Annotated in this window: 21 protein-coding genes and 1 riboswitch; of the genes, 15 read left to right on the forward strand and 6 right to left on the reverse strand. The window is 50.5% G+C overall.

The genetic code is table 11. The features are described 5' to 3' along the window. Positions 1-198, forward strand: a 198-nt coding sequence (locus JHJ32_RS22910; protein ID WP_233632743.1) for a hypothetical protein, incomplete at its 5' end; no start/stop codon positions are given. A gap of 21 nt (positions 199-219) precedes the next feature. Here JHJ32_RS22910 and JHJ32_RS18005 read toward each other — a convergent pair. Next, positions 220-1,218: a 2-hydroxyacid dehydrogenase gene (locus JHJ32_RS18005; protein WP_079715629.1), complete on the reverse strand. Its 999-nt coding sequence runs from the start codon at positions 1,216-1,218 to the stop codon at positions 220-222. A 147-nt stretch (positions 1,219-1,365) separates the two neighbouring features. Between JHJ32_RS18005 and JHJ32_RS18010 the strand changes: the two genes are divergently transcribed. Together JHJ32_RS18010 and JHJ32_RS18015 are read left to right on the forward strand one after the other, a co-directional pair. Then, on the forward strand, positions 1,366-1,968 hold the full coding sequence (locus JHJ32_RS18010; protein WP_079715630.1) for a TetR/AcrR family transcriptional regulator: 603 nt from the start codon (positions 1,366-1,368) through the stop codon (positions 1,966-1,968). A 92-nt stretch (positions 1,969-2,060) separates the two neighbouring features. Next, positions 2,061-2,771, forward strand: a complete 711-nt coding sequence (locus JHJ32_RS18015) for an SDR family oxidoreductase (RefSeq protein WP_079715631.1) — start codon at positions 2,061-2,063, stop codon at positions 2,769-2,771. On the opposite strand, the gene JHJ32_RS18020 is transcribed toward JHJ32_RS18015, so the two are convergent. Then, positions 2,765-3,610 (reverse strand): aldo/keto reductase, encoded by an 846-nt coding sequence (locus JHJ32_RS18020; RefSeq protein ID WP_079715632.1) that lies wholly within the window; start codon positions 3,608-3,610, stop codon positions 2,765-2,767. The genes JHJ32_RS18015 and JHJ32_RS18020 overlap by 7 nt on opposite strands. A 204-nt stretch (positions 3,611-3,814) precedes the next feature. Here JHJ32_RS18020 and JHJ32_RS18025 point away from each other — a divergent pair, with 204 nt between their 5' ends. From JHJ32_RS18025 to tenA, 6 genes are all read left to right on the forward strand, one after another. Continuing rightward, a complete protein-coding gene (locus tag JHJ32_RS18025) occupies positions 3,815-4,753 on the forward strand; it encodes an AraC family transcriptional regulator (protein ID WP_079716007.1) in 939 nt (312 codons plus the stop codon). A gap of 100 nt (positions 4,754-4,853) precedes the next feature. Continuing rightward, a complete protein-coding gene (locus JHJ32_RS18030; RefSeq protein WP_079715633.1) occupies positions 4,854-5,621 on the forward strand; it encodes an SDR family NAD(P)-dependent oxidoreductase in 768 nt (255 codons plus the stop codon). Positions 5,622-5,694: 73 nt separating this feature from the next. After that, positions 5,695-5,788: riboswitch (TPP riboswitch) on the forward strand. A gap of 78 nt (positions 5,789-5,866) precedes the next feature. Next, on the forward strand, positions 5,867-6,667 hold the full coding sequence (gene thiM, locus JHJ32_RS18035) for a hydroxyethylthiazole kinase (protein WP_079715634.1): 801 nt from the start codon (positions 5,867-5,869) through the stop codon (positions 6,665-6,667). Then, the gene (gene thiE, locus JHJ32_RS18040; protein ID WP_200121935.1) at positions 6,657-7,304 is read left to right on the forward strand and encodes a thiamine phosphate synthase; all 648 of its coding nucleotides are present in this window, start codon (positions 6,657-6,659) and stop codon (positions 7,302-7,304) included. Before thiM ends, thiE begins: the two co-directional genes overlap by 11 nt. Then, positions 7,301-8,140, forward strand: a complete 840-nt coding sequence (gene thiD / locus JHJ32_RS18045) for a bifunctional hydroxymethylpyrimidine kinase/phosphomethylpyrimidine kinase (RefSeq protein WP_079715636.1) — start codon at positions 7,301-7,303, stop codon at positions 8,138-8,140. The genes thiE and thiD overlap by 4 nt, the downstream gene beginning before the upstream one ends. Beyond that, positions 8,127-8,786, forward strand: a complete 660-nt coding sequence (gene tenA, locus JHJ32_RS18050; RefSeq protein ID WP_079715637.1) for a thiaminase II — start codon at positions 8,127-8,129, stop codon at positions 8,784-8,786. The genes thiD and tenA overlap by 14 nt, the downstream gene beginning before the upstream one ends. Here tenA and JHJ32_RS18055 read toward each other — a convergent pair. Beyond that, positions 8,764-9,732 carry a helix-turn-helix domain-containing GNAT family N-acetyltransferase gene (locus JHJ32_RS18055; protein ID WP_079715638.1) on the reverse strand — a complete coding sequence of 323 codons (969 nt, stop codon included), beginning with the start codon at positions 9,730-9,732 and terminating at the stop codon, positions 8,764-8,766. The two genes, tenA and JHJ32_RS18055, sit on opposite strands and share 23 nt — an antisense overlap. 340 nt (positions 9,733-10,072) lie before the next feature. Between JHJ32_RS18055 and JHJ32_RS18060 the strand changes: the two genes are divergently transcribed. Next, a complete protein-coding gene (locus JHJ32_RS18060) occupies positions 10,073-10,588 on the forward strand; it encodes a DinB family protein (protein WP_200121936.1) in 516 nt (171 codons plus the stop codon). 142 nt (positions 10,589-10,730) lie between these two features. After that, positions 10,731-12,293 carry a peptidase M61 gene (locus JHJ32_RS18065; RefSeq protein WP_200121937.1) on the forward strand — a complete coding sequence of 521 codons (1,563 nt, stop codon included), beginning with the start codon at positions 10,731-10,733 and terminating at the stop codon, positions 12,291-12,293. Between the two features lie 2 nt (positions 12,294-12,295). On the opposite strand, the gene JHJ32_RS18070 is transcribed toward JHJ32_RS18065, so the two are convergent. Next, the gene (locus JHJ32_RS18070; RefSeq protein ID WP_200121938.1) at positions 12,296-13,276 is read right to left on the reverse strand and encodes an endonuclease/exonuclease/phosphatase family protein; all 981 of its coding nucleotides are present in this window, start codon (positions 13,274-13,276) and stop codon (positions 12,296-12,298) included. A gap of 195 nt (positions 13,277-13,471) precedes the next feature. Continuing rightward, positions 13,472-14,656 (reverse strand): sorbosone dehydrogenase family protein, encoded by a 1,185-nt coding sequence (locus tag JHJ32_RS18075; protein ID WP_200121939.1) that lies wholly within the window; start codon positions 14,654-14,656, stop codon positions 13,472-13,474. A gap of 102 nt (positions 14,657-14,758) precedes the next feature. Between JHJ32_RS18075 and JHJ32_RS18080 the strand changes: the two genes are divergently transcribed. Then, positions 14,759-15,694, forward strand: a complete 936-nt coding sequence (locus tag JHJ32_RS18080) for an NADP-dependent oxidoreductase (RefSeq protein WP_079715642.1) — start codon at positions 14,759-14,761, stop codon at positions 15,692-15,694. 18 nt (positions 15,695-15,712) lie between these two features. Here the strand turns inward: JHJ32_RS18080 and xth are convergent, their stop codons facing one another. Further along, a complete protein-coding gene (gene xth, locus JHJ32_RS18085; protein WP_079715643.1) occupies positions 15,713-16,483 on the reverse strand; it encodes an exodeoxyribonuclease III in 771 nt (256 codons plus the stop codon). 166 nt (positions 16,484-16,649) lie between these two features. Here xth and JHJ32_RS18090 point away from each other — a divergent pair, with 166 nt between their 5' ends. From JHJ32_RS18090 to JHJ32_RS18100, 3 genes are all read left to right on the forward strand, one after another. Next, entirely contained in the window at positions 16,650-17,075 is a 426-nt protein-coding gene (locus JHJ32_RS18090; RefSeq protein WP_079715644.1) for a hypothetical protein, read from the forward strand. Positions 17,076-17,240: 165 nt separating this feature from the next. Beyond that, positions 17,241-18,326 (forward strand): efflux RND transporter periplasmic adaptor subunit, encoded by a 1,086-nt coding sequence (locus tag JHJ32_RS18095; RefSeq protein ID WP_200121940.1) that lies wholly within the window; start codon positions 17,241-17,243, stop codon positions 18,324-18,326. Between the two features lie 24 nt (positions 18,327-18,350). After that, complete coding sequence (locus tag JHJ32_RS18100; RefSeq protein WP_200121941.1) at positions 18,351-21,569, forward strand: efflux RND transporter permease subunit; 3,219 nt, start codon at positions 18,351-18,353, stop codon at positions 21,567-21,569. Positions 21,570-21,572: the final 3 nt, after the last annotated feature.

Consider the following 21,572-nt stretch of genomic DNA (forward strand, 5'->3'; position numbering starts at 1 on the left):
TCATCAGCCACCCTGCGCAATATCGGCATATCGCAGCCGATTTTCAGCACTATACTCTCCAGCACTTCGGATGGGATAGGATGTGCCAAGCTTATGCATCCTGCTTTAGCGCGTTGTTGGCATGACGCTTCGCTGGAGGGGGGCTGTCGCAGCGGGGCATACGCTTGGAGCATCAACCGGGTGCTAAGCTACCATTAACCTAAGCCGGCATTGCAGTGGCTATACAACCACGGCCGCAGGGTTTTCGGGCTCCAGTCCTTGCGCCAACCGGGCGAGGTTTTTCAGTGTGGTCAAGGCAATTTCTTCCATCGCTTCGCTGGTAAAAAACGCTTGATGACCGGTGACCAACACGTTGGGAAAACTCATCAATAACTGGATGGTGTCATCGTCAATGATGGTGTGCGAAAGGTCGCGAAAAAAAAGTTTGTCTTCCTGCTCATAAACATCAATACCGAGATATCCGATCTGTTTAAACCGCAGCCCCTCCAGCACCGCCTGACTGTCGATGAGCCCGCCGCGGCTCGTATTGATGATCATCACCCCCTTTTTCATCTGGCGGAGGGTTTCTGCATTAATCAAGTGCCGGGTGCTTTCCAATAGCGGACAATGCAGCGATAGGATATCCGATTGGGCAAACACCTCACGCAGGGGTAAATATTGTACACCAAAGCGTTTAAGCTCGTCGCTCTCCACAACATCGTAGGCGATCAGCGTGCATCCGAAACCCCGCATAAGCCGTGCGAAGGCGCGTCCGATGTTTCCGGTACCGATGATACCGATAATTTTCCCATGGAGGTTGAATCCCATCAAGCCCTTTAGCGAGAAGTTCTGTTCGCGTACACGATTATATGCCTTGTGGGTTTTGCGGTTTAGTGTCAATATCATGGCCAAGGCATGCTCGGCGACGGCCTCAGGCGAATAGGCCGGTACGCGGCAGACGCGAAGGCCTGCTTGTCTCGCGGCTTCCAAATCAACGTTGTTGAACCCAGCACACCGCAATGCGATGTATTTTATGCCCTTCCTAGCCAATACGTCAATTACTTCTGCATTCAGCTTGTCGTTGACAAATGCACAGATGGCCGTTGCATGCTCCACTGCATTGACAATATGCGGGCCAAGGTGTGTCTCATAGTATTCCAGTTCAAAACCAAAAGATGGATTGAACCGGTCAAAAAACTCCCGGTCATAGGGTTTGGTCGAGAAAAACGTGACTTTCATGGTTAACGATACAAAATACGCTGCTTTATACAAACACGAAATTGGATGTATGGTTTTGCGTGCTTGTGTAGATTCACTAGCTAATTTGATTTTTATATACCGTTCGGTTTATTTTTTTTAATTTTGCAAAGCAATACTGGCAACACCATGACTAAAGCGGAGCAAACCAAGCAATTCATTATCGAGAAATCGGCCCCTATTGTCAATAAGAAAGGGATGGCGGCTACGTCGTTGACCGATATCATGGATGCAACGCGGCTGACGAAAGGAGGAATCTATGGGAATTTTGGAAGCAAAGATGACATCTGCCAGGCCGTATTCACGCACCTTAGCGGACAACTTGCTGCATTGCTGGATCAACGTGTAAGCAAAGGGCGGTCCGCTAAGGAAAAATTATATAGTGTTCTATCGTTTTACGAGGGGCGCGAGCAGGTAGAAGGGGGGTGCCCGCTGTTAAATTTTGGCGTTGAAGCTGACGATACGCATCCAGTCGTGCGTGATATGGTCAAACGGGCGATACTGAATGCAGAACGCCGAATCGCCTCAGTCGTGCAGGCGGGCATCACGAGTGGCGAGGTCGTTGCGGGCTTAGATGCCGAAGCCTTTAGCGTAAAAGTCGTTGCGCTTTTGGAAGGCGCTATGCTTATAAGGCGTGTGATGCGCGACAATACACAGATGCGCATGGTCGTTGCCGCGATTAAATCGGAATTTGAACGGCATCTGACGGCGTCGCCTGCGTCGGATTCCTAATTCGGAGTCTGACATTTTTTTTGTACAATAAAAGACCGTTCGGTTTATTTTTTTTAGTCATCATAATTAGGTTTTTTTTAATCACAAGTAAAATGAATACCACAGGAAACACCATTTTAATCACCGGCGGTTCGGCCGGTATCGGATTGGCCATCGCCAAACAATTTGCAGCGCAGGGCAATCAAATCATCATCACAGGCCGGAATCGTGAGCGGTTGGATCAGGCTATCGCTGAAATTGCCAATATAACGGCGGGACAAGTCAATGTAGTAGCCATTCAGAGCGACGTGGTCGATGCGGCCGATATCGGCCAGTTGGTCAATCGGGTAAAACAGGATTACCCGCAGTTGAATCTCTTAATCAATAACGCGGGGAGTGCCTTTGCTTATTCGCTTGGTGAGGATGATACATCGCGTTATGCGGCAGAGGAAATCCGAACCAATTACCTGGCTGTCGTGCGGCTGACCGCTTTGTTGCTGCCGATGCTAAAACAACAGCCGGAGGCGGCCATCGTCAATGTCACGTCTATCGTTGCATTTTCGCCATTTATTGCTGTGCCAACGTATTCGGCCAGCAAGGCTGCGCTGCATGTTTATACGCAGATGCTCCGCGAACAACTTAAGGCGAGCTCCGTACAGGTATACGAACTGATACCGCCGCTGGTCAATACAGCATTTTCCCAAGCCATCGGCGGTGCGGCGGGCATACCGCCGGAGGAGGTTGCATCAGACTTGTGGAAGGCGATACGGATCGGCCAGCTGGACGTGCCGGTAGGGCAGGCCAAAGCGGTTGTGCCTCAATAAGCAGTGAGGCTTTCGACATCTTCGCCAGACAGATCGAGCTCAACAGCTTTCAGGTTTTCCTGCAAGTGCTTAAGCGATTTGGTTCCAGGGATGAGCAGGATGTTGGGCGATCGGTTCAATAGCCATGCCAGTGCAATCTGTGCTGGGGTGGCTTCGTATTTTTCCGCTAATGTCCCGATTTTTTCCTGCATCTTGGCCGGGCCGGAAGCAAGCGGGTACCAAGGGATGAAAGCGATGCCCCGCTCAGCGGTGTAGTCGACGATTTCTTCCCAACTGCGTTCTGACAGGTTGTATCGGTTTTGCACAGAGACGATGGGTACCACTGTTTGGGCGCGCTCAATATCGGCGATTCCGGCTTCCGAGAGGCCTACGTGGCGTATTTTGCCAGCTTTTACCGCGTCAGCCACAGGCCCCAGCGTTTCCTCGATAGGCACGTCGGGATCCACGCGGTGCAATTGCCACAGCTGGATCTCGTCCTTGCCGAGCCGCTGAAGACTCCCGTCTATAGTTTGCCGGATGTACTCCGGACGGCCGTTTACAGGCCATTGGTTGGGGCCGGTACGTTCCAGCCCACCCTTGGTGGCCACGACGATATCCGAATAGTGGGAGGACAGCGCTTCCCGGATGAGCACTTCATTGGTATGCGGACCGTATGAATCGGCCGTATCGATAAAGTTGACGCCGGATTCCACAGCGTAAAGCAATACACGTTTGGCAGTTTCACGCTCGGGAGCGTCACCCCATACGCCGGGCCCCGTCAGTTGCATGCCGCCGTAACCCATCCGGTTGATTTCCAGTACGCCGCCGATTTTGTAAGTCAGTGATGTTGGTGTAGCCATGAATGATTGGTTTTAGTTATTAACGAAGGTTTTATACCCGATATTGCTTTTGTGCGTAATATTGCGTTTGTACGGGGCAACGATACGCCACCGGGCGGACCAGCCGCAGCGGTAAGATTGCTTTTTTACCGTCAACACATGAATAGTTGTATATCAAAGGAACTTTGCCTAAGTTTGGATTTTACAAATAGAATCATCCAATCAATGGAAATCATCAAGTCCACCTCGCTCGACGAGTTCTATCAGCAGGCAGCAGGCTTTACCGGCAAAAATGTAAGCGAATTATTGCCGCCCGGCATCCATAAAGAAATCGGCCATTTCAATATTTTCGATATCGCCGCTACCATTGAGGAAGTCAAGCGGAAAAACACCATGCCCTATAATCGCCGGGCTTATTATAAAATCAGCCTCATCCGTGGACGCAATAGGGCTGAATATGCGGATAAGGTGATGGAGATCGAGCGGAATGCCTTATTATTTGCCACACCCAAAGTGCCTTATCACTGGATTCCGATGGACGCCAACCAATCTGGGCATTTCTGTGTATTTACGGATGAATTTCTGGTCAAAAATAAAAGCGGTGTCGTATTGGATGACCTACCGATTTTCCAATCGGGCGGGTATCCGGTTTTTGAGATTGACGATGAAACAGCCGATGAAATCGGGCGCGTTTTTGTTAAAATGAAAAAGGAGATCGCTTCCGATTACTCCTTTAAGTACGATTTGCTTCGCAATTATGTGCTGGAGCTTATCCATTGCGGGCAAAAGTTGCAACCAGCCATGGCATTGGCTAACACGCAAAACGCGGCTACCCGCGTCGCATCGTTGTTTGTGGAATTACTGGAACGGCAGTTTCCCATTGAATCGCCCCAACAGCAGCTAAAATTGCGCACCGCGAAGGACTATGCGGATCGCCTGGCTATCCACGTCAACTACTTGAATAGGGTGCTCAAAGCACAGACTGGGAAAACGACCACTGAAATCATTGCGAGTAGGATAACCCAGGAGGCCAAAATCCTGTTGAAGCAAACCGACTGGAATGTTTCCGAAATTGCATATAGTTTGGGCTTCGATGAAATTGCTCATTTTTCCAACTTTTTTAAGAAACAGACCGATCTATCCCCGCTGGCATTCCGATCTTGATGCAAATGTTTGAATTTTGCAACTATTGATTTGCTCCTCGCAAACGCATGCTTACCGTTGTAGGCCATCTTTGTATCATCAAAATAAAAACGATAAAACGATGGAGAAAAACACAAGTAAAATAGCGTTGGTTACTGGCGGTAGCCGGGGCTTAGGCAAAAACATGGCTTTGAAACTGGCTGCAAAGGGCATTGATGTGGTGCTGACGTACAATCGCAATCAGATCGAGGCTGAAAAGGTCGTGGCGGCGGTTGAGGCAGCCGGGCAACGGGCTGTTGCCCTTCAATTGGATACAGCCGACACAAAAGGGTTTGATGCGTTCATTATGCGGCTCGGTAACGTATTACAGGAGGTATTCGGCACAGCACGTTTTGATTTCTTGATCAATAATGCCGGTACGGCATTGCATGCCGATTTTGCTGAAACCACCGAGGAACAGCTCGACACCATTGTGAATATCCATTTTAAGGGTGTGTTTCTTTTGACGCAAAAGGCGCTGCCTTACCTGGAGGACGGTGGGCGGATTATCAACATTTCATCCGGCCTTGCCCGCTTTTCGTTCAACGGTTCGTCCGCCTACGGTGCCATGAAAGGGGCCGTCGAAGTACTGACACGTTACTTGGCCAAAGAGTTGGGGCCTCGTGGCATTGCGGCCAATGTTGTGGCGCCTGGAGCTATTGAAACGGACTTCAGCGGTGGCTTGGTGCGTGACAATAAGGAGATAAATGCACATATCGCCGGCCTGACGGCATTAGGTCGTGTCGGCCTGCCCGATGATATCGGCGGCGTGGTAGCATTCCTTTGTTCGGATGAAGCCCGATGGATCAACGGACAGCGTATTGAGGTGTCCGGCGGAATTTTTCTTTAATAGGCCGCTGATCGTTTATCGGCAAACGTAGGCCGCCTTGCATAGGTTATTCAATATTTTGTCGTATCTTTGACGTTGGCTTTAGGGGTATTCTGAAGAAGAATTGAGAAAGACCCTTTGAACCTGATCCGGCTTATACCGGCGTAGGGAAAAGTTCAACCGTCACTTTTAGCGTGGCCACTTTGCGCTTCTCGATCCTTCCAAGGAAACCCACTTTAGCCATTGAAATTTTAAACGTTTGGAGCATGGAGAAGCGACTTTGGGATCACGTGCAACGGGTGCGCCAGCAATCACCTCTGGTGCAAAACATCACCAATTTTGTAGTTATGAACAATACGGCAAATGCCCTGCTGGCTGTAGGTGCGTCGCCCATTATGGCACATGCTGACGGAGAGCTGACCGATATGGTTGGTGTTTGCCAATCGTTGGTGATTAACATCGGTACACTGGATAACCAATGGCTTGAGTCGATGCTGCAGGCATCTGCCACAGCACATCGTTCTGGTAAACCTTGGATATTGGATCCAGTAGGAGCGGGAGCTACGCGGTACCGCGACAATGCGGTCAGCCGGTTGCTGGCCCTGCGGCCAACGGTGGTGCGGGGCAATGCTTCTGAAATTTTAGCGCTTGCCAAGGCCAATAGCGGCGCTACAAAAGGTGTAGACAGCAGGGCGACAAGCGGTGAGGCGCTGGATGCCGCACGGTATATTCAACAGCGGTATGGCAGTGTCGTTTGCATCTCCGGAGAGATGGACATTGTGGTGGGAGAAGGCCCGTTGGTTTATATCCGCAATGGCGATCCGCTGATGACGAAGGTGACCGGCCTGGGCTGCTCGGCGACAGCTATCATCGGTGCTTTTATCGCGGTTTCTTCCGATACCGTGGAGGCGGTGAGCGCCGCCATGGGCCTATTGGGGGTCTGCGGTGAGCTGGCGGTCGCCGTAAGCGCCGGGCCGGGTAGTTTGCAGGTCAACCTGCTGGACAAGCTGTATAATATCACGGAAGAAGAATTTGTCACCCGGGTCCGGATTTCCCATGAAGCTTGATCGCCCATTCCCTTACCGCCTATATCTGGTGATGTCGGAGGCTGACTGCCATGGCCGGGATCCACTGTGGGTGGCTGAAGAAGCCATCCTCGGCGGTGTGGATATCATCCAACTGCGCGAGAAGGGAGCAGCGGTTGAAGTATTTTTAAAAAAAGCAGCGCAATTGAAGACCGTGACCGATCGGTATGATGTGCCTTTAATCATCAACGACGACCTGAAGGTAGCCATACGGGTCGGGGCTTTCGGTATGCATGTCGGTCAGCAGGATCTTCCCCCAAGCGGCGTCCGCGAAGCATGGTCCGATTGTCGGTTGCTGGGCTATTCCATTGAACGGCTGGAGCAGTTGCAAAGTGCCGAGGCAGCCTTGGCTGATTATTTGGGTGTCAGCCCGATCTTCCGCACTGCTACAAAGACCGACACAGTGTCGGAGTGGGGGATCGCCGGCATCCGGCAGCTTCGAGGGCTTACGGACAAGCCCTTGGTTGCCATCGGCAGGATGAACCGGGGGAACGTGGCTGCGGTAATCCAAGCGGGTGCTGATTGTGTCGCGGTGGTGTCAGTCATCTGCGCTGCCGACGATCCGCGCGCCGCTGCCGCTGACTTGAAAGCACTCATCAATAATGCAATAGCTATATGAACACAAAAACGTACCGGTATCCGTCGGTGCTGACCATCGCCGGATTTGACGGCAGCGGCGGCGCTGGTATTCAAGCGGATATCAAGACTATTTCGGCATTGGGTTGCTACGCCACCTCCGCGCTTACTGCGCTTCCCGTGCAGAATACGCAAGGGGTAAAGGCCATCTACCCGATACCTTACCACACGGTGCAGGACCAGCTTGTCACTATTCTCGACGATATTTTTCCTGACGCCATCAAAATCGGTATGGTGCATACTGGCGAACTGGTGGATACCATCGTGGATACGCTGGCAGAATATGCCCAGACGCCGGTCGTGTTTGACCCCGTGATGGTAGCGACCAGCGGCGATAAACTTATCGAGGATAAGACCATTACCACCATTGTCGAGCGGTTGTTTCCTATGGCGGCCGTCATTACGCCCAATATGGATGAGGCGGCTATCCTCGCCGAAATGCCGGTACGCACGCTGGACGACCTTTACGTCGCTGGACTGAAGATCCGGAAATTGGGTTGCCAATCGGTGCTACTCAAAGGCGGCCACTTGGATGCACCGCGACTTACCTCCTTATATTTCGATGCGCAGGGGACTGTCCACGAGTTTGGTTTTACCAAGTCTGAGACAAACAACACGCACGGATCGGGCTGTACGTTGTCTTCGGCAATTGCCAGCTATATTGCGCTGAGGAATAGCTTGTTGGAGGCTGTGCGTAAAGGGCAGGAGTATGTGTATCAAGCCATTCTCCACGGCAGTGACGTGCAGGTAGGCAAAGGCAATGGGCCGTTGAACCATTTTTTTAATCCGCAGAAACTCACGAAATATGACCTGGTCTGAATACGCTTGGGTGGCCATCGAACCGATTTACCAATCCATCATCGCCATGCCCTTCATCACCGAATTGCAGGACGGCACACTTCCCATTGAGAAATTCCAGTTTTATATGGCGCAGGACTCGGGCTACCTGGAGCATTTCGGCCGGGCACTGGCGCTTATCGGTGCGCGCGCCCACGACACGGATGACGTATTGGCATTCCTGCGCTTCGGTGAAGGTGCTATTGTGGTAGAAAAAGCTCTGCACGAGTCGTATTTCAATGATTTCGGCGTTGCCGAACATGGCATGCTCGAGCCCGCCTGCCACCACTACGTGCATTACTTGAAAAGCACTGCGGCATTAGCCCCCGTGGAGGTAGCGATGGCTGCCGTGCTGCCCTGTTTCTGGATTTACAAGAAAGTGGGCGACTATATCTACGCTCATCAACACGCGGGCGACAACCCTTATCAACGGTGGATCGATACCTATGCCGGTGAGGACTTCGCGATTTCTGTGCGGCAGGCCATCGCAATTTGTGACAGGGTAGCCGCAGCTACTACAGACAGCGTACGCGAACGGATGACGGAAGCGTTCATCACGGCCAGCCGGCTGGAATACCGATTCTGGGATAGCGCATACCGGCTGGTCAGGTGGCAGTCGGTGGGTTAATTGCCAATTCCATTTGGATATTGCAGCGTTTGTACGGTGAAGGGTATCCGGTGACTTTCCGGAATCCTAACTTGTGGTACAGATTAATTGCCGGTTTCAGGATGGTGTTGCTTTCAAGGTACAGCGCTTTAGCGCCCGCTTTCCGGGCTTTGTCCACGATAGCCTTGCCGAGCAGCCAACCAATACCTTTGCCCTGCACCTTGGGCGAGACGGCCATCTTTGCCAGTTCGTAATCATAACGGGGGTCGTTCATTTTGATTAGCGCGCAAACGCCGACAGGTTCACCTTGGTATAAGGCTACCAGTATTTTGCCGCCATTGTCCAAGATGTATTCCTGCGGATTATCCAGCGCCTTATAGTCGGACTCTTCCATTTCAAAGTAGTCGGAAATCCAGGCCTCGTTGAGCGCCTTAAAAGCTGCCTGATATTTCGACTGGTAGTCAACAAGGATTACCTCGTCGCTTTCCCGGCGTTTTTTCTCCTCCTGCACCCTGCTGAATAACGATTGCTGTTCCAGCAAAAATTCCCATTCCGCTAAGGCTTCCCATAAGTTATGGGTCGCTTCAGCAATGATGCCATCAATAGCCCGGTCAATGTCCCGGTATTGGAAACTGATTTTGTCAATTAACTCCTTTCCTTTCTCCGATAAGGAGATAACGTTCTGGCGTTTGTCTCCGGAGTTGATGTTTTCGACGATTAAGCCGCTTGCGGCCATTTCGCGCACGATTTTGCTGACGGAAGGTTGGGAATGGCCGATCTCTTTAGCGATTTCGGTAATAGTTTTTCCATCCGCTTCGGAGAGCACGAAAAAAACCGGAAACCATTTGGGGGCGAGCGTTACCTCATACAACCCGTAGATTTTAGCTGCATCATCTGTCACCTTTGCAGCGAGCATCCGCAGTCGGCTTCCCAAGGCCATCTTGCCTGTTTTTGAAAATAAATCCATCTGTATAACTAATTACATAACCAGTTATGCAAATATAACGACAATATTCGGTACTATGCATCGCTCCGTCATTTATACCTGCTTTTTTCTTCCTCTTTTTTGTTCTTGTTCTACCGTAATGCGGGTTTGATCCGGGCCGCATGCGACGTGGATCCGGGAATTTCACAGATACACCCCGGATCAGCTCCGCATCGTACACGGAAGATGACAGGAGAATGATAAAAGAAAGGAGGAATAGGTTGTCTTGTTTTGCACCCATGATTGTCGCAACCTGCCGTACCATCGTTGGCCGGCAATCAGTAAATTTGCTCATGTTATATTTATATTAAAATAAACGATTATGCAAGAAAGCTTATCACGCTCTTTGGAAAACGCCTTTGGCGAGTTACTGACCACGTTGTCGTCTCTTGATGAGCAAGAGCTGAATACCGTGCCTTTCGCAGGGAGCTGGACAGCCGGGCAGGTGGGCGATCATCTGCGCCAGTCTTATGACGTGGTTGGGTGCCTTACTGGGCGTACTGAGGTGACGCAGCGCGATCCCGGTGCATACGTCGCGCCATTGAGCGAACAATTCCTGAATTTCGAGGTCAAAATGCAATCTCCTGATTTTATTCTGCCTACCGAAGCCCCCATAGCAAAAGAACGGCTGCTGGATGGTCTAAAGCAGCGGACATCAGCAATCCTTGATTTTGCAGCAAGCCATGCGGATATGACATTGACTTGTCTTGATTTTGAATTGCCCACGTTAGGCGCACTCACCCGAAACGAATGGCTTAATTTTGTGCTGGTGCACACGTTACGGCATAATCACCAATTGGCCAATATCATGCACCGGCTGGATCACACGCTGTCATAGCACTGTCACTGGTAGGTTGTAGCTTTGCAGATGCGGACCAGTCACCGTAAGCGATGACATGCATACCACCAATTACCGGCATACTCAGCGGCAGACGATCGATATAGTTGCATATAAAAGCAACTTTATCTAATTTGGCGCCATGTATAAAACGAAAAATGCGCTGCTGCTGCTGTGTGCAATGGCAGCTTCCCTACAGGTGCTATGGGCTCAACGCTACCAGTATACGGTTGATTTGACCGATCTGCAGAATGATAAATTCAACGTGACGCTCCTTACGCCTGAGATCTCGGAAAGGACCGTGATCTTCGCGTTACCCAAGATAATCCCGGGTACCTATTCCATTAGCGACTATGGGACTTTCGCATCAAACATCGTGGCGGAGGACAGCAAAGGCAGGCGCTTGCCGGTAAAACAGCTGAACACCAACCAGTGGGAGATAAGCAACGCGAAGCGCCTCTACCGGATTACTTATGAGGTGGAGGATATCTTCGATACCGATAAGGAACACAAAATATACCCAATGGCGGCGACCAACATCGAAGAAAAAAACGTGGTGGTCCATACACCGGGGATTTTCGGCTATGTAGAAGGCCAAAATAAACTGCCTATCGAATTGACGTTTGAAAAGCCTGCTGATTTCTATGCATCGTCGGCAAAATTGCCGGTGGAAAGCACGGCTACGCGCGACGTTTTCCTGATGGAAAGTATAGATGATCTATACGACACCCCCATTATGTATGGTGTGCCAGACACCACAACGGTACAAGTAGGTAACTGCGAAGTTTTGGTATCGGTATACTCGCCCAATAAGACCATCACATCGCGTGAAATCGCGGATTGGTTGAGCGGATTGCTACAGGGCGCCCGTAAATACCTCGGAGGTAAGCTGCCGGCCGATCGGTATGCGTTTCTGTATTATTTCAAAGACATGGCGATCCAGCAATCCTTCCAATTGGGTATGGCCGGGGCTTTGGAGCACACCACATCGTCGTTTTACTACATTCCGGAACTGCCAGCTAATGTTTTGAAAAACCTGTTGGTGGATGTCTCGTCACATGAGTTTTTCCACATTATCACGCCATTGACCATTGCATCGCGGGAAGTGAAAGAATTCAACTACGACACACCGATATTATCCAAGCACCTATGGCTGTATGAAGGTACCACCGAATATACGGCACACCACGTACAGGTGCAGCATGGTATGAATACACCCGAACAGTTCTTGGATAAACTTGCTGAGAAAATCGTCGACTCCCGAGAACACTATAACGATACCCTGTCATTCACCCAGCTCAGCAAATACGCGGCTTCCACGTATGCCGATCAATACGGAAATGTGTATCAGAAAGGTGCGTTGATAGGGGCTTGTCTGGACATCTACCTGCTCCACTTGTCGGAAGGAGGATATGGATTGAAAAACCTGACGCACGATCTGGGTATACGCTATGGGAAGGACCGTTTTTTTGAGGATGATGAACTTTTCGACGAAATCGCCCGATTGAGCTACCCGGAGGCCAAAGCGTTCTTGGTGAAATACACACAAGGAAATTTGCCCATTCCCTACGAAGAATATTTCGGTATGGTGGGGATACGGTATCAGCCCGGGGAAACCAAGAAGTTGGTTGTTGATGAGCATGCCAACCCACAGGCCGAGTGGTTGCGGGCAATTTGGTTGACGGGTACAGCGCCCTGCCGATAGCGTCAAGTCAGGAATTCAGCCCAGAGTGGGAAGTGGTCGCTGATGCGCCACGAGAGCTGGCTTTCGTTATAATTCCTGCTTTGCAGCACTTTACCACGAAAATCGTAGACGCCTCCGCGGGAATAGGTCATGGAGAGTTCGCTTTCAAACCAAGCAATTTGGTCGTAGAAGGAATACGTCTTCTTGAAGATTGTGCGATCGATGTCCTGTAAGTCCGCCGGCACATGCAGGCCCTTGGAAACAAAAGCCTCGTAAGTGGGATCGCCGGCTTTGGCAATATTGAAATCGCCCAATGTGATCAGGCTGTGATTCCAGCTGTGTAGTTCATCTGCCCAGTCGTGCACCCAATCGGCGATAGCCTGCAATTCGGGTATGCGCGAGGCAGGTGTACCGTACAGTACATGCAAGGTGAGCAACACAAAGGTTTTGCCGCCGACGAGGAAGCTCACGCCATATGGTGTGCGGGCGAATTGTCGTTGGAGCGAATTATTGTTCAGCGCTCGGTTTTCTTCCAGTACGTCATCGGGGATGACAACTTCACAAGCCAGCCCGGAGAGCTTCACCTTCCGCATGTCAAACAGGAAGGCCAATCGTTCGTCATTACCTGGACGTCCCTTGGTGACATCGGTCATAAGAAACCCCCAGTGCGGCCCCATAAGTTTCAACGCATGGCGCAAAGCCTTGAAATTGCCTTTGACCTCCTGGACGGCAATGATGTCGAACCGCTTCAATATCGTCACGATGCACAGCAAAGATTGTAAATCCCTTTTCGGGCTTTGCTGGTCGGACGCTTGCCATTCTTCGGTCAATCCGCCGAAAGCACGGATATTCCAGGTGCAGATAAGCACATTGCGATCCAACTGCTTGGTGGGTAATTGCTCGTCGAGGTCGGCAGCCAAGAACTGCAACTCTTGTCGCACGTTATGGGGTGGGGTATCCGTTATTTTTGGCATGGCAGGCATGAGATGCGGTGTTGCTGCCAAGTTATCCAAAAGTTTCCGGTAATTTTAAGCTTTTTACTAACAAAATAACTGCTAAGATTTTTTAGGCAGATTTTGCGGTTCCCGGCCAAATGCTTTCCGTAGCTCGCCTTTAGCCCGTTCAGGCACGCCCCTTTGCAGGTCATCGAGAGATCATTACGCCTTTATGCCTGCCCGCTCACAGGTGACTCAGGACAACTATTTGCCGAAACGCACGCGATAGATCACGCCGTGCGCATCGTCCGCTATCAACAAAGAACCATCGGTATATTGTGCGAGACCGCATACACGGGCGAACTGTCCTTTTTTGTCGTCCGTGAGAAAGCCAGTTATAAAATCCTCCACGCGGGTTGGATGCCCGTTTTCGTACCGGATGCGGACGACCTTATAGCCGGAGGGTTCGGCTCTGTTCCACGAACCATGCATGGTGACGAAAGCGTCACCGCTAAATTCTTCAGGAAACTGATCGCCCGTATAGAACAGCAAATCCATCGGTGCGGCATGTGCATCATAAAGCAGGGTTGGTTTGACCGATTTGGCTGCATATTCCTCGTGTGTCATCCCTTTGGGATCATGATGCACCTCGAATTGTCCATCGCCGTATACAAAGGGCCAACCGTAGTCCTGGCCTTCCTCGATTTTATTGAGTTCTTCCTGCTGCTCATCGTTTCCCAGCCAATCGATACCGTGGTCAAAGCCCCACAAATCGCCGGTTTGCGGGTGCCAATCAAACCCGATCGTATTCCGTAGTCCCGTGGCATATGTCGCCCGTTGGCTTCCGTCGAGACTTACCTTGAGCATTGTGGCATTTTCCTTATTCGTTTCGACGCAGGCATTGCAGGTGCTGCCCACGGAGACATACAAAGCGTTGTCTGGACCTACCTTGAGCGTCCGGTTACCATGTTGGCCGCCATCGGGAAGGTCATCCACCAACAGCTGCAGGCTATCGATGTTGCCATCGGGGTGGATGGTAGTTTTATACAATTCATTGACCGTGATGAGGTACAGATTGTCACCATCTACCGCGATGCCATGGAGTTGGTCTTTTTTTGTCAGTATCCTTACCACGTCGGCCTTCCCATCTTGGTCTTGGTCTTGCAGCAACGTCAGCGTGCCGTGGTCACGGTCGGTCACATAGACCGACCCGTTGGCTGCCACAGCCAGCATGCGCGATTTGCCCAACCCCTCAGCAAACTTCTCAATGGTAAAACCCGGAGGAAGTTTCAGGGAGGCAATGTTTTCCGGTGTCGGCAACAATTGTTTCGGTCTGAAAATATGGCCTTCCATGCGGCGTTCGATAATTTCCTTATTGCCGTCCTGGCCGAATAATGGCAATTGATGGATTGCAAATGAAAAAACCGCAATAAATGTCATCGTTTTCATGGTGTGTCTATTTCATGGGTACCATTCAAAAGAGCAAACCATTTAGGAAGCCAGATGTTTTGATTTACGTAATAACCGACTTGAGAATTGTAGCAAACAGGAATGAGAGCAATCAGGATACATGAATTTGGTGGGCCGGAAGTGCTGAAACTGGAAGAAGTGCCCATCCCGCGGCCTGCCCCCGGTGAAGTACTGGTGAGCGTACATGCGACCAGTGTGAATCCGGTGGATTGGCGGATACGGTCAGGCCAGCGAAAGGAAAAATTCCCGGTACAGTTTCCTTTCACCCCCGGCTGGGATGTCTCCGGCGTAGTGCAGGAGGTAGGAGAGGGGGTTCAGGGGCTAAAGGCCGGCGACGAGGTCTATGGCCGGCCCCACCCAACGCGAAATGGCGCTTACGCGGAGTATATTGCCTTACCGGCCGATGAGCTGGCCAAAAAACCAAAAAGCATTGACCACATCCATGCCGCGGCGGTGCCGTTGGCAGGGCTGACCGCCTGGCAAGGGCTGTTTGACCATGGGCACCTCACCGAAGGCCAGCGTGTGCTCATTCACGGTGCATCGGGTGGTGTCGGTACACTTGCCGTTCAGTTTGCCAAATGGAAGGGTGCTCATGTCATCGGTACAGCTTCGGAAAAGAACTTCGGGTTGCTGAATGAACTTGGTGCAGACGAGCTTATTGACTACCGGCAGGCGTATTTTTGGGAAAAGCTAAGTAACCTGGACCTGGTGTTCGATACGATCGGCGGCGAGACCCAACGGCGGTCGTTGGATGTCATCAGACCTGGAGGAAGGCTGATCACCACGTTAAAGCCGGAATACGTTGACGAAGCAAAAACCCGCAACATCCATTTGGAGGGCTATACCGCCCAAGCTTACCCACATCAACTCGAAGCCATCGCTTCGCTGATTGATGAACGCAGCGTGAAGCCTGTCATTTATAAAGTCATGGAACTGGAAGACGCGGCTGCCGCCCAGCAAGAGAGCCAAGGCGGCCATGTCAACGGCAAGATTATCTTGAAAGTCGCCGGCAAGTGACGACGACGTTGAATGGCATTACGTTATGTCAATCCAAACGGGTGCATGGTCGCTGGTCTTTTCCCACCCCCTTACCTGCCGGTCTACTCCGGCGGATTGGAGCCGTGGGGTCACCATGGGGCTGAGCAGAAAATGGTCGATGCGCAACCCCGCATTGCGGCCAAATGCATTGCGGAAGTAATCCCAGAAGGTATAGATGGTTTCATCGGGATATAGGCGCCTGAGCGCGTCTGTCCAACCCTGAGCAAGTAGCCTGCGGAAAGCCTCGCGGGTTTCAGGTCGGAAAAGTGCATCGTCTGTCCAACGTTCCGGTTTGTAGACGTCCACTTCGGTAGGGATTACATTAAAGTCGCCGGTTAGTATGACCGGTACATGTTGGTCGAGCAACGATTGACCGTGGGCGATGAGGCGGTCCAGCCAGCGGAGCTTATAATCAAACTTAGGTCCCGGTGCGGGATTGCCGTTGGGCAGGTACAGGCAGCCGATGACGATCTCATTGATTTTTGCTTCGATATAACGACTATGGTTATCTTCCGGCTCTCCCGGTAATGCACGGCAGATTTCTTCAGGCTGTCCCACTCGAGATAGGATCGCCACACCGTTCCAGCTTTTCTGACCGTGCCAGATGCTATCGTATCCGGCATCCCGCAGCGCTTGCTCGGGAAAATTTTCTTGGATGGCCTTCAGCTCCTGCAAACAGACGACATCGGGTTGGGTTTCTTTCAGCCATCTTAATACGATTGGAAGACGGGCGTTGATGCTGTTGACGTTGTATGTAGCAATTTTCATGAAAAATAAACTTCAATAGGTTGGTGTAAAGATGGGAAAATAATCGTTGTCTTTTTCAATGGGATATGATGTTTTTTCGTGGAACCGATGTCGTCGCAGCGGTGTAACTAATTTTTAACAATTACCCGTTTGCAAAACAATCAACTTTCTCTATTTTTGCCGCCACATGATGGGTTCATCGTTTCGGTTTCCATGGGTAATTTGCCTATTCTTGCTGCTCGGTTGTAGCGGTTTCCGCGTCTATGCAGAAGTTGATGCCGTTCATGTTGCCATCCCCGCGAAAGACAAGCAACAGGGCGAGGTGCATGCCGGAATTCTGAAGCACATCCAGTATGCGACCGTCAGACCATTTTCAAACGATTCAGACAGGCATCGCGATCAGATTGACGCTGCCAACAGCGAATCCGAAAATAAAGACGAGCGGCTTGGTTCGCTCAAAAAGAATAAAAAAGCTGTAAGATTTCTTGCAGCTTTTTTTGATTTTAAGATTCGCGAGGCAAATTGCCGTTATGTGAAGGCGCCCCAGCTTTCGCAAGGCTGTATTCGGCTGCCGTTTCGTGCCTATCTCCTGTTTGGCGTGCTGCGGATTTAGCCCCTTATAACCTCTTTTTCAAAGCGACAGTCCGGAAAGCGCCTGCCAATCTACGTAGTGTGCATCTACCCGGACACTTAATGTGTCTAAGCGTATTCGCGTAGATCACATCCTTTACTATGTCAATTTAATCAAAACTCCATTATTGTTCAACGTGAAATCGTTATGAATAGAATATTTAAGCTAGCAGGCCTATGTCTCCTGCTATGGCCGATTGCCTGTGCTCCAAAGCATGAACAACAACACGAAGAAGCAAGTTTTTTGGTGACCAGTCCGGTTCTGAAAGATACATTGGTAACCCAAGAATACGTATGCCAGATTCACGCTATCCAACACATTGAATTGCGGGCACTGGAAAAAGGTTATCTCCAGGAAATCTACGTCAATGAAGGTCAAGCCATAAAGAAGGGCCAGTTGATGTTTAAACTCAACCCTGCTGTATATGAAGCGGAAGTGCTGCAAGAAGAAGCAAGCATGCGCCATGCGCTGATTCAGTATGAGAACACCCAGAAATTGGCCGACAGCAACGTGGTTTCGGCACGGGAACTGGCATTGGCTAAAGCCGAATACGAAGAGCGAAAAGCGAGGTATGAGGTGGCAAAAGCGCACTTGGGCTTTACCGAAATCCGTGCGCCATTTAATGGTATTATGGATAAATTCTACGTGCGCTTGGGTAGTCTTCTGGATGAAGGCGAATTGCTTACCTCACTTTCTGATAACAGTAAAATGTGGGTGTACTTCAATGTGCCCGAAGCGGAGTACCTGGATTTTGCGGCACGGTCCGGGCGTGGCAAGCGCCAGGAAGTTCTGCTAAAAATGGCAAATCATCAGCTGTTTAACCAGAAGGGCATAGTCGAAGCCATTATGGCGGACTTTAATAATGAAAACGGAAACATCGCTTTTCGTGCGTCGTTTGATAACCCGCAAGGGCTATTGCGTCATGGCGAAACGGGGAGTATTCTGATGGCGGTACCGTTGAGAGATGCCCTTATCATTCCGCAGAAGGCTACCTTCGAAGTGCTGGATAGGAAATATGTCTATGTGATCGATCAAAACAACCGTGTGCAAGCCAGGGAAATTGTTGTTGCGCAGGAGCTGCCCCATTTGTTTGTCGTAGCATCCGGGCTTTCCGAAAAAGATCAGATCCTCGTTGAAGGTCTACGGAGGGTGAAGCATAATGATCAGATCCATCCCCGATTCGAAGCGCCCGAAAAAGTCTTTGCATCACTCAGCGAACTAATGGCTGAATAGCCTCACACCTTCATATCGTATACCATGTTTAGTAAATTCATACAAAGACCGGTGCTGGCCATCGCCATTTCCTTGGCCATCGTATTCATGGGAATTTTAGCTATCAATACGCGTCCGGTTTCTCAGTTTCCAGAAATTGCGCCGCCGCGGGTCAACATTTTTATTGCCTATCCCGGCTCGAGTGCACAAGTATTAGTCGAATCAACGCTGATTCCCTTGGAACGGGCCATAAACGGTGTTCAGGGGATGCAGTATATTATCTCCGACGCAACAAGTGCAGGCGAGGCGACCATCCAAGTGATTTTTGAGCCAGGTACGGATCCGAACGCCGCCGTGGTGAATGTAAAGACCCGCGTAGATCAGGTGATGAACAATTTGCCGCCGTTGGTACAGCGGGAAGGGGTGGTGATTACACCTATCCAACCGAGTATGTTGATGTATGTCAACCTATACAGTACCGACGATCATGCAGATGAGAAGTTCCTCTACAACTACGCCAATGTACATATTTTGCCGGAACTGCAACGTATCAGTGGCATGGGGCGCGCCCAGATATTGGGTAGCCGCCAATTTGCTATGCGTATCTGGCTGAAGCCCGACCGCATGCGGGCTTATAACATTTCCACAGAGGAAGTGATGGAAGCCATGGAGGAGCAAAGCGTGATTGGCCGCCCGGGGCGGGTAGGGCAAGCCTCCGGGAAAACCGCACAGTCGCTGGAATACGTGTTGTCTTACGAAGGCCGGTTTAATAAGCCGGAACAATATGAAAACATCATTGTGGAGGCCACAGCGGCAGGCGAAATGGTCAAGCTGAAAGATATCGCCGAGGTCGAATTGGGCAGCGAGTTTTTTGATATCTATTCCAATAAGGATGGTTATCCTGCGGCGTCCATCATGCTGAAACAAAACTTTGGCAGCAACGCCAGTAAGGTGATTGAACATGTAAAAGCCAAACTGGAGGAACTAAGGCCGACTTTTCCCCCCGGCATGGACTATGAAATTAATTACGACGTGTCGAAGTTTGTAGACGCATCGATAGATAAGGTCATGCATACCTTGGTTGAAGCATTTGTGCTGGTGGCCTTGGTGGTATTTGTGTTTCTCGGCGACTGGCGGTCTACGCTCATTCCTACGCTTGCCGTGCCTGTCTCCCTGGTTGGTGCGTTTGTGGTCATGCAGCTATTCGGTTTGACCATCAACTTGATTACGCTGTTTGCGCTGGTGCTGGCAATCGGTATTGTGGTTGATGATGCCATTGTTGTGGTGGAGGCCGTACACGCCAAAATGGAAGAAGAGCACCTGTCGCCCTTCAAAGCGGTGAAGAAAGTGCTGGGCGAAATTAGCGGTGCAATCATTGCCATCACGCTAATCATGACAGCGGTATTTATACCCGTGGCGTTCATGACTGGTCCAGTAGGGATCTTCTACCGTCAGTTTTCCATCACTATGGCCAGCTCCATCGTGCTTTCGGGTGTCGTGGCGTTGACCCTTACACCCGTGCTATGCGCCATGATACTCAAGAACCATCATGGCAAGCCACGAAAAAAATCATCGGTGGATAAGTTTATCGACTGGTTTAATCGAAGGTTTGACCGGCTGACCGGAAGGTATACCGCCCTACTGAAGGTGATCGTCAACAGGCGAGTAGTTACGTACGCAATACTCCTTGCTTTCGGATTCGGGATTTTTGCGGTCAATAAGACCTTGCCTTCTGGGTTCATCCCAAATGAAGACCAGGGGCAAATCTATGCCATCATCCAGACGCCTCCCGGGACTACCCTGGAACGCACAAACGATGTTTCCCGCCAATTGCAAAAGATAGCTGAAGAGGTAGAAGGTATTCAGTCCGTCTCGTCATTGGCGGGCTATGAAATCCTGACCGAAGGCCGGGGGTCAAATGCAGGTACCTGTATGATTAACCTGAACGATTGGGACAAGCGTAAACACTCCGTGCATGAGATCATCGAAGAACTGGAAGAAAAAACGAAGGACATCGGTGCTGTTATCGAATACTTCGAGCCGCCGGCCGTACCTGGCTACGGTTCGTCCGACGGGTTCTCGCTCCGGTTGTTGGACAAAGGTAGTACGATAGATTACCACGAATTCGATCAAATCAATAAGGATTTCATGGAAGAATTGCATAAGCGGAAAGAATTGAGTGGGCTTTTTACCTTTTATGCGGCTAATTACCCACAGTATGAGCTGATCATCGATAACGAACTCGCTATGCAAAAAGGTGTGTCGATAGGTAAGGCCATGGAAAATCTCAACGTGCTAATCGGTAGCTCGTATGAGCAGGGCTTTACGCGCTTCAACACCTTTTTCAAGGTGTATACACAATCTGCACCCGAATACCGGAAATTGCCTTCCGATATCCTAAACCTGTTTATCAAAAACGAAGCAGGTGAAATGGTTCCGTATTCATCGTTTATGACCATGGAAAAAACACAGGGACCGAATGAGATTACACGTTTCAATTTGTACACATCTTCGGCCATCCGCGGCGTGCCAGCCCCCGGTTATACGACCGGAGACGCTATTGCCGCTATCCAGGAAGTCGCCAAAAGCACCCTGCCGATTGGCTATGACATCGCATGGGAAGGGCTTTCTTACGACGAGGCGAACAGGGGGAATGAAGCCGTTTACGTCTTTGTCGTGGTCTTGGTTTTCGTTTATCTGGTCTTGGCATCGCAATACGAAAGCTTTATTATTCCGTTGGCGGTGCTTTTATCATTGCCGGTCGGAATTTTTGGCTCGTTCCTCATGTTGAAGCTTTTGGGCTTGGCAAACAATATCTATGCCCAGATCGGGCTGATCATGTTGGTGGGATTGCTCGGTAAAAATGCGGTGCTGATTGTGGAGTTTGCGGTGATGAAACACTGGCAAGGGGCAACGGTGTTGGACGCCGCTATCGAAGGTGCCAAAGTGCGTTTTCGCCCGATACTGATGACATCTTTTGCCTTTATTGCCGGCCTGATGCCGCTTGTGATTGCTACTGGTCCGGGAGCCGTGGGAAACCGTACCATTGGCGCTTCGGCCCTGGGAGGCATGCTATTCGGGACGGTATTTGGGGTAATCGTCGTGCCGGGTCTGTATTATGTTTTTGGAACGATGGCCGAGGGACGGAAACTTATCCGCGATGAAGACGAAAATCCGCTTACTGAAGATTTGGTGCAAGAACGGCCCGAAAGGAAACTACTGAAAAAGCTGAAATCCTTACTTAACTCCAAGCAAAGCAAATAAAAA

Origin of the sequence: Parapedobacter sp. ISTM3 (assembly GCF_016533505.1) — a bacterium.
GTDB classification, from domain to species: domain Bacteria; phylum Bacteroidota; class Bacteroidia; order Sphingobacteriales; family Sphingobacteriaceae; genus Parapedobacter; species Parapedobacter luteus.